The sequence below is a fragment of the Marivita sp. genome, from assembly GCF_048006345.1.
Taxonomy (GTDB): Bacteria; Pseudomonadota; Alphaproteobacteria; order Rhodobacterales; family Rhodobacteraceae; genus Marivita.
In genome coordinates this window covers 1,926,153-1,937,370 of the sequence record NZ_CP180351.1, presented here as the reverse complement: position 1 = coordinate 1,937,370, position 11,218 = coordinate 1,926,153, and the positions used below count along the sequence as shown (strand labels likewise).

Annotated in this window: 9 protein-coding genes; all 9 read left to right on the top strand. The window is 58.9% G+C overall.

Annotation, left to right across the window (positions count from 1 at the left end; translation table 11 throughout):
- Positions 1–2: 2 nt before the first annotated feature.
- The 9 genes from ACMVPR_RS09635 (at position 3) to ACMVPR_RS09595 (ending at position 11,216) form a co-directional block, all read left to right on the top strand.
- Positions 3–1,607 carry an N-acyl-D-amino-acid deacylase family protein gene (locus ACMVPR_RS09635; protein ID WP_416882687.1) on the top strand — a complete coding sequence of 535 codons (1,605 nt, stop codon included), beginning with the start codon at positions 3–5 and terminating at the stop codon, positions 1,605–1,607.
- Between the two features lie 405 nt (positions 1,608–2,012).
- The gene (locus ACMVPR_RS09630) at positions 2,013–2,969 is read left to right on the top strand and encodes a sugar-binding transcriptional regulator (protein ID WP_300587622.1); all 957 of its coding nucleotides are present in this window, start codon (positions 2,013–2,015) and stop codon (positions 2,967–2,969) included.
- A gap of 29 nt (positions 2,970–2,998) precedes the next feature.
- Positions 2,999–4,444, top strand: coding sequence for an ABC transporter substrate-binding protein (locus ACMVPR_RS09625; RefSeq protein ID WP_292268075.1), 1,446 nt, complete (start codon positions 2,999–3,001; stop codon positions 4,442–4,444).
- A gap of 142 nt (positions 4,445–4,586) precedes the next feature.
- Positions 4,587–5,510: a carbohydrate ABC transporter permease gene (locus ACMVPR_RS09620; RefSeq protein WP_300587619.1), complete on the top strand. Its 924-nt coding sequence runs from the start codon at positions 4,587–4,589 to the stop codon at positions 5,508–5,510.
- Positions 5,511–5,520: 10 nt separating this feature from the next.
- A complete protein-coding gene (locus ACMVPR_RS09615; protein WP_300587616.1) occupies positions 5,521–6,378 on the top strand; it encodes a carbohydrate ABC transporter permease in 858 nt (285 codons plus the stop codon).
- Between the two features lie 3 nt (positions 6,379–6,381).
- On the top strand, positions 6,382–7,500 hold the full coding sequence (locus tag ACMVPR_RS09610; RefSeq protein WP_416882686.1) for an ABC transporter ATP-binding protein: 1,119 nt from the start codon (positions 6,382–6,384) through the stop codon (positions 7,498–7,500).
- On the top strand, positions 7,497–8,618 hold the full coding sequence (locus ACMVPR_RS09605; protein ID WP_416882685.1) for an ABC transporter ATP-binding protein: 1,122 nt from the start codon (positions 7,497–7,499) through the stop codon (positions 8,616–8,618). Before ACMVPR_RS09610 ends, ACMVPR_RS09605 begins: the two co-directional genes overlap by 4 nt.
- A complete protein-coding gene (locus ACMVPR_RS09600; RefSeq protein WP_416882684.1) occupies positions 8,615–10,183 on the top strand; it encodes an FGGY family carbohydrate kinase in 1,569 nt (522 codons plus the stop codon). Before ACMVPR_RS09605 ends, ACMVPR_RS09600 begins: the two co-directional genes overlap by 4 nt.
- Positions 10,176–11,216 (top strand): 2-hydroxyacid dehydrogenase, encoded by a 1,041-nt coding sequence (locus ACMVPR_RS09595; RefSeq protein ID WP_416882683.1) that lies wholly within the window; start codon positions 10,176–10,178, stop codon positions 11,214–11,216. The genes ACMVPR_RS09600 and ACMVPR_RS09595 overlap by 8 nt, the downstream gene beginning before the upstream one ends.
- Positions 11,217–11,218 lie beyond the last annotated feature (2 nt).

Below are 11,218 nucleotides of genomic sequence, written 5' to 3'. Positions count from 1 at the left end.
CGATGTTCGATCTGATCCTGAAAGGTGGCGAGGTGTTTGACGGCACCGGGGCGGCGGGCAAAGTCACGGATGTCGGCATCAAGGACGGCATGATCGTCGAGGTCGGAGAGATCAACGACGACACCGGGACCAAGGTGATCGACGTCTCCGGCCTTGCCGTCTCTCCGGGGTTCATCGACATGCACACGCACTCGGACTTTACCCTGATCGCCGATGGTCGGGCCGAAAGTCAGGTGCATCAGGGTGTGACAACCGAGGTGATTGGCCAATGCGGCATATCCTGTGCGCCGGTCTGTTCGCATGATGCCATCCGACAGGTCTCGCCTTGGTTTACGGAAAAGGCCAAGCATCGCAAATGGCTGGGATTTGGTGAGTATCTCGACGTTCTGGATGACACCGATCTTGGCGTGAACGTGGTGGCCTTTGTCGGCCATGGCACCATCCACCGGGCTATTCTGGGTGGTGAACTGCACGCCGGGGAACCCGACGATGTGGCGAAGATGGCCAAGCTTGTTGATCAATGCATGGAGGAAGGGGCAGGGGGCTTTTCATCGGGCCTTGAATATTTCCCCGGCATTCTGGCGGCCCCGGACCACCTTGTCCCGATGGTGGAAGTGGCCGCGAAATACGGCAGGCTCTACGCCACCCATGTGCGCAACCGCGACACCGAATATGATCTGGGGTTCACCGAGGCGATGAGCACAGCGCGCCAAGCGGGCGCGCGGCTTCAGATCAGCCACATCCAGCCGAAATTCGGCGCACCCAGCCACGCCATGGAACACACACTCGAGATGATTGACATCGCGCGCACCCATGATGGCGACATCGCATTCGACGTGATCCCGCATGACTGGAACCATACGCTGATGGCGGCGATCCTGCCGAAATGGGCGCAGGCGGGTGGCATAGACGACGTGCTGAAACGGCTGGCCGATCCCGAGGCACGCGAACGGATCAAGGCAAACCCCAAGCCGATGTGGCTGATCGTCAAAGCGCGGCAGTGGAAAGACATCATCCTGCTGAACGCCACGGAAAACAAAGACCTTGTTGGCGCAAGCTTTGACGAAATTGGCCGCATGCGCGGCGTTGATCCTTACGACGCGGTTCTCGATATCCTGCTCGAGGAGGGCGAGAACATGATGGCCACGATGTGGTCTTCAAAGAGCTTTCTGAACACGGATATCGACCTTTGCCTGCAGCAGTCGGAATGCGCCGTGATCTCGGACACCGTCGCCATCGCCAATGACGGCATCCTGAGCGATCATATCGGCTCTCTCAGCGGCTATGGCTGGGCGGCCCGGTTCCTGCAACATTACGTCCGGGACAGGGGCATTCTGACCCTTGCACAGGGCATCGCCAAGATCACCGGTATCCCGGCGGACCGGCTGGGATTGAAGGGCAGGGGCAAGCTGAAAAAAGGCTATCATGCCGACATCTGTGTATTTGACCCTGCTGCCATTTCCAGCAACGCCACGGCGCGGCATCCCCGTCGCTATGCCTCGGGCATCGCGCATGTGTTGGTGAATGGCAGCCTGTCCATGCACAACGGGCAACGCACGGCAAACAATACAGGCGTCGTCCTGCGCGATTTCCAGCAGGTCGGATGAGACCAGTGCGCATATGACGTTTGTTTCCCGCAAGCGGAGCACTATCCGCTGAGCAGGGCTCCGGTTTGACGCTGGATTGAGGCCGTTCCCCAGTTCGTTACCCGTGTGCGGTGTGCGCCGGATTTCCTGCAGTTTTGCGTTTGCTGGCTTCGATAGTCCGAATCCAAATCCTTTTTTTCGCAATCCAGAGGTTTCGCGGTCGCAGCATTCTGCGCGCGCCGCGCATGCCGTTCCGGATTCAAGAATGGAGAAAGCGATGCAAGTCCGCAGGTTGGCTGAGTTGCTGCGGCGCGGCTAGGGATAATGTTGACAGGTCAGATGCAAAGTGCAAAATTTTACAGGTAGTGGAAAAAAATTCGCCAAGCGGGACTAGCCGAAACGCGTGGCGCCACACACGGGGGGAACATGGCGCTCACGCCCGAAAAGACAGCGATGGAGGCAAGCCTTTCGGTGCGGGCAGCATGGCTGCATTACGTCGGAGGTTTGACGCAAGCGGCCGTTGCCAAGCGGCTTGGCGTTCCTTCGGTAAAGGCGCATCGGCTGATCGCACGCGCGGTGCAGGACGGGTTGGTCAAGGTCTCGATCGAGGGCGACATTGCCGAATGCATCGAGCTGGAAAACGCGATGGCGGCCAAGTACGGGCTGGAAACATGTGAAATCGCGCCGGATCTTGGCGAAGAGGGGCTGCCTCTGCGTACGCTTAGTCAAGCCGGGGCGTCTTTCATCAAGCGTGAGATCGACAACGGATCCCGTGCCTGTATCGGGATCGGGCATGGTCGAACATTGGCGGCTTCGGTCGAACAGATGAGCCGCTGCGACGGGAAGAATGTGAAGTTCGTCTCGCTTCTTGGTGGCCTGACGCGGAATTACTCGGCAACGCCGCATGATGTGATGGCCCGGCTGACGGAAAAAACCGGGGCGACGGCCTATGTGATGCCGGTGCCATTCTTCGCCAACTCGGTCGAAGACCGCGAAGTGTTGCTGAACCAGCGGGGTGTTTCGAAGGTTTTCGAAATGGCGGCCAATTCGGATCTGAAAATCGTGAGTATCGGCACGACCGAGCCCAGCGCGTCACTGGTGTCGTCGGGAATGCTCGAGATGGAAGAGATCAAGGACGTCGTGGCCAAAGGCGGTGTAGGCGAATTGCTTGGTCATTTCTTCGATGCTGCTGGCCAGACGATACGGACCAGACTGACCGAGCGCACCATGTCTGCGGGGCTGAATGGGCGCGATGGGAATGAAATTGTCGCTATCGCCGGCGGCATGGAGAAGGTCGGCGCGATCCGATCTGTTTTGATGAACGGCTGCTTGAGTGGCCTCATCACCGACGAGCGCACGGCCCGTGCGCTCTTGAAAGACTAACAAGAATGGAAACCAAGGGAGGAAACCATATGTACGATAAGGAAAACAAACTGATAGACAGTTTCACGGCTGGAAAGATTAGCCGTCGTGAACTGCTTCGTGGCCTCGGGGCAATGGGTCTTTCGACGTCCGTCGCGGCTGTTTTGGTCAACGCTTCGGCCACTCGGGCACTGGCGCAGAACGGGTTCAACTGGAAGGCACATGAAGGCACCACTGTGCGTCTGTTGCTCAACCAGCACCCGTACACCGATGCATTGATCGCCAACCTCGAAAACTTCAAGGCACTCACCGGTATGAACGTCGAATATGACGTGTTCCCGGAGGATGTTTACTTCGACAAGGTGACCGCAACGCTGTCCTCGGGGTCCAGCGAATACGACGCCTTCATGACCGGTGCCTACATGACATGGACTTACGGTCCTGCGGGCTGGGTCGAGGATCTGAACGAATGGATCATGGACGACACCAAGACAAACCCGGACTACAACTGGGAAGACGTACTTGAGGGCGTTCGCAAGTCCTGTGCCTGGAGCGGTGTACCCGGAGCGGCAATTGGGTCGGATGATGCCAAGCAGTGGTGCATCCCGATGGCCTACGAGCAAAACAACCTGACCTACAACAAGCGCATCTTCGACGCCAACGGTCTGTCAGTGCCGACGAACATCGACGAGTTGCTGGATACTGCCGCGGCGGCGAAAGCCGTGATGGGCGGCGGATACGGCATCGGTGTCCGGGGCTCGCGCAGCTGGGCAACGATCCATCCGGGTTTCCTTTCCGGTTATGCCAACTTCGGCCAAACTGACCTCACCGTTGGCAGTGACGGCATGCTCTCGGCGGCCATGAACACGGCTGTCTCCAAGGAATACCATGCAAAATGGGTCAAGATGATCCAGGACAGTGGTGCGCCTGACTGGTCAACGCACACATGGTATCAGGTCGGCACCGACGTCGGTGCAGGCAAGTCCGCCATGATGTTCGACGCCGACATCCTTGGCTACTTCATGAACGGTGGCGACAATGCCGAAGCAGGCAACCTTGCCTTCAGCGGGTTTGCCGCAAACCCGGAAGCTTCGGCAGCTACGCCGAATATCTGGATTTGGTCCATGTCCATGTCCCGCTTCTCGCAGAACAAGGACGCCACATGGTACTTCATGCAGTGGGTCACAGGCCCGGAGCATGATCTGTTTGGCGCGCGTGAAATGGACTTGGTAAACCCTGCACGTTCTTCGGTCTGGGCTGATGAGATGTTCCGCAACAAACTTTCGGCATCCTATCCCGGTTACGTTGAAATGCACGATGCTTCGGCCCCCGGAGCCTCGATCAAGTTCACGCCACAGCCGCTGTTCTTTGACCTGACCACCGAGTGGGCGGAAGCGATGCAGAAGATGGTGGCAAACGAGATCCCGGTCGATGAGGGTCTCGATATGCTGGCGGAATCCGTTAACAGGCAGCTGGCAGAAGCCGGTCTGCACTAGAGGTTCGCCCAAGCGACCGGGCCCGCCTGCCTCTCAGCAGCGTGGGCGGGCCCACCCTCAGCCACCCGTTATCCATCCCCAAGGCCCGTCAATCTTGAACGCCCGGCGTTGTCCGGTTTCAGGAACCCAAGAGAGTTATCCCATGTCAGATGCGACCCACAGCGGCCTTCCCAAGCGTCGCTTCAAGGTAAGCCGGCGGATGCTGCCTTATGTGCTGAGCCTTCCGGCGCTGCTGGTTTGTATCGGCATCCTGATCCCTTTCGTTACGGCGGTCTTGTATTCGCTGCAGCGCTATCGGCTGTCGCAGCCTTGGGCGCGCAAGTGGAATTGGGGTGAAAACTATTGGAATTTCCTCAGCGACGATTCCTTCTGGAACACGCTGAAAGTCTCGATGACCTACGCCTTTACAACGGTGGGCATTGAATTGCTGTTGGGGCTGGGGATCGCGCTTCTTTTGCAGAAGCGGACAAAATTCAACAACTTCGTGTCGATCATGCTTTTGATGCCACTGATGACGGCACCTGCGCTTGCGGCTTTGATGTGGAAGCTGATGACCAACCCGGGCTTTGGCATCCTTTCCTATTTCGCGGGCCTCCTGGGCTTTGAGGACTTCAACTGGGCGTCTGATCCGCAAACCGCTATGCTCACGGTCGTGATCGTTGACGTCTGGGTCTACACGCCCTTCATCATGATCCTATTGCTGGCCGGTCTGCGGTCCCTTCCGCAGCAGCCATTCGAGGCGGCTGCTTTGGATGGCGTGCCGCGCTGGTTCGTATTCTACCGCATCACACTGCCGATGCTGACGCCCTTCCTGCTGACCGCGGTGCTGTTCCGCATGATCGAAAGCATCCAGCAATTCGACATCATCTATGCGATGACCCAAGGCGGTCCGGGCGATGCGTTGACCGTGTTCCAGGTCGAAGCCTATCTAAACTTCTTCCAATCGACGAATGTGGGCCGGTCTGCGGCATTGATGATGATCCTGTGGGCCATAACCTATTTCCTGTCGAACATCTTCATCAAGAACTGGCTGCGCCTGCGCGAGCGGCAGCGCGGCGAAGCATAGGGGCGCGGTCATGAACACCATCTCTCCCATCGAGACTGTCCTGCGCGGCATCGCGATCACCCTCGTGATCCTGTTCTTCATGTTCCCGATTTTCTGGATCGTGCTGATGTCGTTTCAGACCAATGCGACCATCCTTCAGGTGCCACCCTCGATCTTCTTTGAGCCTACCTTACAGAACTATCGAGGGCTGATCACCGGCCAGCTTGTCACGGACACCAGTTCGCTCGAAATCAGGTTCATGAGCAACCTGTTCAACTCGCTGTTCCTGTCGACAGCGTCTGTTGCCGTAGGGCTGATGCTGGGTGTGCCCGCGGCCTATGCCTTTGCGCGCCTTAAATTCCGGGGCTCGGAGGATATTGCCTTTACCCTGCTGTCGTTCCGATTTGCGCCGCCCTTGCTGGTGCTTTTGCCGTTGACCATCTATTTTCAGCAGCTTGGCCTGGCCAATACCTATGGCGGATTGATCTGGGTGTACCAGCTGATCGTCTTGCCGCTGATCCTTTGGATCGTGCGCGGCTATTTCGAGGATATTCCAGCCGACATTGAATATGCCTACCGTATCGCCGGACATCGGTGGTGGACGACGTTCAGAAAGATCGCCCTGCCACTGGCCGGACCGGGGATCGCTGCCGCAGCTCTCTTGGCCTTTATCTTTGCGTGGAACAACTTTGTCTTTGCTCTGGTGCTGGCCTCCGCAGACAAACAGCCGGTCACGGTTGGGGCGCTCGCCTTCATCACGGCGTCTGGCGTGCAATATGGACAGATCGCTGCGGGGATCATTCTTTCGATTGCACCCACTTTCGCCCTTGCCCTTTATGCACAACGCTACCTTGTCGAAGGCCTGAGTCTTGGCGCGGTGAAAGGATAGACCATGACTTTGGCGCTTGAGAATATAGTCAAGGCTTTCAAAAAGGATGTCGTTCTCGACGGGGTCAGCCTGTCGGTGGGGCGCGGCGAAACACTGGTGCTCTTCGGGCCGTCGGGTGCGGGCAAGACCGTTTTGCTGCGCTTGATTGCCGGTGTGATCGAGCCGGATGCGGGAACGATCACGATCAAGGGGCGCGACATGGAAGGGGTCGAGCCGGAAGATCGCGGGATCGGCATGGCCTTCCAGAATTTTGCGTTGTTTCCCCATATGGATGCGACCGAAAACATCGCAGCCCCTCTGACTGCGAGGAACATGAACAAGACGGCGATCACAGAAACAGTCGGCAAGATCGCTAGGATGCTGAAGATCGACCACGTTCTGCACCACAAGCCCAAGGAGTTGTCCAACGGTCAGAAGCAGCGCACGGCCTTGGCCCGCGCATTGGCGGGAGAGCCGGATATTCTTTTGCTCGACGATCCGTTGCGAAATGTGGATGCAAAGCTTCGCTTCGAGATGCGCCTGGAGTTGCCGCGGTTGCTCAAGGATCAGAACGCCACGGTGATCTATGTCACGCAGGATTACAAAGAAGCAATGGCGCTGGGCGACCGGATCGCGGTGATGAATGCGCGTGGAATTGAACAAACCGGTACCCCGGAAGAGATTTATCTGACCCCGGCGAATATCGAGATCGCCCGGCTGTTCGGAGATCCGGTGATCAACCTGTTGGATGTTTCGCCTGTGCAGGTTGAGGGGGGTGTGTGCATTACGCTGTCTGGTGTGCCCGTGAATATTGATGCGGGCTATTCGGATATGGTCGGACGCGATTGCATCATTGGCATTCGCCCCGAGGCAATCCGCTTTGTCGAGGAAGGTTCGGCCGAAGCGATCCCCCTCACGATTGAAGCCGAGACACCGCTCAATGAAAAGACCGTGACGCTGGGACTGACGCAAAATGGACGCGAGATCATGGTGTCGCGACCTGCGGGCACGCCCGGGCCCTCACAGGGCACAGGGTATATTGTTATCGATGCGAACCATATTCATCTCTTTGACCGCGCCACCGGCAAACGGATCGTCCCGGTAAAGACACAGGCGGCTGGATCACAAGGAGTGGCACCATGACCTTCTTGTTGAAACTGTCGGGCGTCGACAAATTCTACGGCCCTGTCAACAAGGGCGTTCATGCCGTTCAAAATATCAATATGGACGTGATGAAGGGCGAGATCATTGCCCTTCTGGGATCGTCCGGCTGCGGCAAAACCTCGACGCTGCGGATGATCGCGGGGTTCGAGGAAACCAGCCGAGGCACGATTACGCTGGCAGGCCGCGAGGTGCAGGCATTGCCACCTGTGCGGCGCAATGTGGCGATGGCCTTTGAGGGCTACTCTCTCTATCCGACTGTGACCGTGGGCGAGAACATCGCCTTCGCGCTCAAGGCCGCCAGACTCCCGACTGCCGAGGTGGAGGCAAAGGTCAGGGAAGTGACCGAAATGCTGGAAATCACCGACATCCTGGATCGCTACCCTACGTCCGTGTCGGGGGGGCAGCAGCAGCGGGCTTCTTTGGCACGGGCGCTGATCCGGGACGCTGATTTGCACCTTCTGGATGAACCCATGGGCCAACTGGAGCCGCAATTGCGCACGCTCCTGCGGGGGCGTATCAAGCATTACATCAAGGAACGTGGGTTGACCGCCATCCTTGTGACCCATGACCAGACCGAAGCCAATGCCCTGGCCGACCGGATCGCAGTGATGGAGGGTGGTGTCTTACAACAATTCGCAACGCCGCAAACCATCAAGGAGGCGCCTGCCAATCTGTTCACAGGCACTTTTGTGGGCGAGCCCCCGATGAATGTCTTTGCCGCTGAAGCAAGCGACCGCGACGGACAACTGCAGCTTGACCTGGGAGACGGGCTGCACCTGACCTATGCCGCCGATGCCTTCGCCCCGGACGTGCGTGCCACGCTTCTTGCGCGCAAGCAGATCATGCTGGGCGTACGCCCATATGCGGTGCACCGCGACACGCATGGCGCTCGGGCGCAGGTGATCGCGAACCAATGGCTCGGGGATCAAAGCCATATCGCGGCAACGTTTGCTCAGGGCACGATTGTCCTCGTAGAGCATGATCGCGCAGACGTCGCGGTGGGGGATGCCATCCACGTGCGCCTCGCTCCGGAAGACCTGCATGTCTTCGACAAGGACACCGGTGCTGCTCTGAGCCATGGAGCACAGATGGCATGACAGGTCAGGGGCGTGATATACTGATCGGGATCGACGCGGGCACTTCGGTGATCAAGTCGGTTGCCTTCCTGCTGGAAGGCACCCAGGTTGCGATGGCTTCCGTACCAAATCGTTACACGAGCCGTGCAGACGGTGCGGCGTTCCAGTCGCAGTCGAAGACATGGGCGGATTGTGCTCAGACTCTCCGGGATCTGGCCGACAAGGTGCCGGGTCTTGCCGCGCGCACCGCAGCCCTTGCGGTGACTGGGCAAGGGGATGGCACATGGCTTGTGGGCAAGGACAATCAACCTGTGACGGATGGCTGGCTTTGGCTGGATGCACGCAGTTCCGCCACGGCGATACGGCTGCGGCAGTCGGAACCCCGCGCGCGTTTCGAAAGCACCGGAACCGCGTTGAACGCCTGTCAGATGGGGGTGCAGCTGGCCCACATGGATACAACACAGCCTGACATGTTGGACGCAGCCGAGGTGGCCCTACATTGCAAGGACTGGCTGTATCTCAACCTGACAGGCGCGCGCGCGACAGATCCATCGGAAGCGAATTTCACATTCGGAAACTACCTTACTCGGACTTACAATGACACCGTGATTGCCAGTCTCGGGCTGGAGCACAGGCGCGCGCTGTTGCCCGAGATTGTCGACGGCGCGGGCCAAACCCACGGCCTCACCGCCGAAGCGGCACGACAGACCGGCCTTCGGGAAGGCACACCCGTGTCACTTGCGTATGTCGATGTGGTTTGCACCGGGTTGGGCGCTGGGCTGTATACGCCAGAGGCGGCGACTGGCTGCACGATCGTTGGATCGACGGGCATGCACATGCGCGCAGCGCCGGCGGATCAGGTCAAACTGAGCGCAGAGCCTTCGGGGTATATCATGGTGTTGCCGGTGCCGGGGATGGTCGCGCAGATTCAGACCAACATGGCCTCGACCTTGAATATCGACTGGCTGCTGGGGCTTGGCGCAGACCTGATAACTGAAATGGGCGGCACGGTCAGTCACTCCGATCTGGTTGCCCGGATCGAAGACTGGTTGGCGCGCACGCCGCCGGGCGAGGTAATCTACCATCCATATATCTCGGAAGCTGGTGAACGCGGGCCCTTTATTGACACCAATGCCCGTGCCGGGTTTGCAGGGCTTGGCTCAAAGCATGGCTTTGCCGATCTTCTGCGCGCGGTGATCGAGGGTTTGGGCTATGCGGGGCGCGATTGCTATGACGCGATGGGCGGGGTGCCAAGCGAGGTGCGTCTGACCGGAGGGGCGGCACGCTCGACCGCGTTGCGGAAAATCCTGTCGGCTGCCTTGAACGCATCGGTGCGGACCGCGTCACGCGAAGAAGCGGGGGCTGCCGGTGCCGCCATGACCGCCGCAGTCGCCATCGGGGCCTATGCGGATATGAACGACTGCATCGCCGATTGGGTGCAGCCTTTGCTGGGGCCGTCCGAAGCCCCGGATCCGGCGCTTGCGGCGCGCTACGATGCCTTGTTCCCGTCGTACCGCAACATGCGAAGAGATGCCGGTCCGATCTGGGCGACGCTGGCCGCGATGAAGGAGACACACCATGCCTAAGTCGGTAGCGATCATTGGGGATCTCTTCATGCTGCCCGAGGCCTTTGAACAGGCTTTGGTCGCGGCGTGTGGAGACGAGGTGACCATTCGCATCCGCAAGGACAACTGGCCGGATGAACCCATGGAGCATGGCTATGCCGTCGAAGGCATGGATGGTCTGAAGGAATACTTTGGAACTGCGGATGATGTTGTGGATTTTGTCGGGGATGCGGAAATCCTGGTGACCCATCTCGCGCCATTGTCGCGTGGCATGTTCGAGCGGATGCCCAACCTCAAGCTGGTTGCGGTCTCACGTGGCGGGCCTGTCAATGTGGACATGGCCGCGGCAGCAGACCACGGCGTGACGGTCGTCAATACACCGGGTCGGAACTCTACCGCAGTGGCGGAATTCACGCTTGGCGCCATCCTGTCCGAGACCCGCAAGATCCGCGAAGGCCACGAGTTGCTTCGGCAGGGGATATGGCGCGGCGATCTTTACCGGGCCGATATAACCGGTCGTGAACTGAACGAGATGACCGTGGGCGTCATTGGTTATGGCAATATCGGCACCAAGGTGGTGAAACTGCTGCGAGCCTTTGGGACAAGAGTGCTTGTCTGCGATCCCTATGTTCAACTTGATCCGGAAGATGCAATGGCCGGGGTCGAGCACGTTTCGTTGGAACGGCTGCTGGGCGAAGCGGATGTTGTCACCTTGCATGCGCGCGTTACGGATGAAACCCGGAACATGATGAATGCAGAGGCGTTCAAGGCGATGAAAAAGGATGCCTTGTTCGTGAATACGGCGCGTGGGCCAATGTGCAATTATGACGATCTCTATCAGGCGCTGGTGGACGGTGAAATCGGCAGCGCCATGCTCGAGACCTTCGGGATCGAACCGGTCCCCGTCGATTGGCCGCTTCTGCAACTGCCCAATGTGACGCTGACTCCGCATATCGCTGGTGCCTCGGTACGAACGGTGACGTTCGCCGCTGAACAAGCCGCAGAAGAGGTGCGCCGTTACATTGCAGGCGAACCCGCGCGCAACCCGTGCTGATC

Bases quoted from the DNA above. Each gene is read 5' to 3' on its own strand.
- ACMVPR_RS09635 (WP_416882687.1), top strand. From the start codon at position 3: ATGTTCGATCTGATCCTGAAAGGTGGCGAGGTGTTTGACGGCACCGGG.
- ACMVPR_RS09630 (WP_300587622.1), top strand. From the start codon at position 2,013: ATGGCGCTCACGCCCGAAAAGACAGCGATGGAGGCAAGCCTTTCGGTG.
- ACMVPR_RS09625 (WP_292268075.1), top strand. From the start codon at position 2,999: ATGTACGATAAGGAAAACAAACTGATAGACAGTTTCACGGCTGGAAAG.
- ACMVPR_RS09620 (WP_300587619.1), top strand. From the start codon at position 4,587: ATGTCAGATGCGACCCACAGCGGCCTTCCCAAGCGTCGCTTCAAGGTA.
- ACMVPR_RS09615 (WP_300587616.1), top strand. From the start codon at position 5,521: ATGAACACCATCTCTCCCATCGAGACTGTCCTGCGCGGCATCGCGATC.
- ACMVPR_RS09610 (WP_416882686.1), top strand. From the start codon at position 6,382: ATGACTTTGGCGCTTGAGAATATAGTCAAGGCTTTCAAAAAGGATGTC.
- ACMVPR_RS09605 (WP_416882685.1), top strand. From the start codon at position 7,497: ATGACCTTCTTGTTGAAACTGTCGGGCGTCGACAAATTCTACGGCCCT.
- ACMVPR_RS09600 (WP_416882684.1), top strand. From the start codon at position 8,615: ATGACAGGTCAGGGGCGTGATATACTGATCGGGATCGACGCGGGCACT.
- ACMVPR_RS09595 (WP_416882683.1), top strand. From the start codon at position 10,176: ATGCCTAAGTCGGTAGCGATCATTGGGGATCTCTTCATGCTGCCCGAG.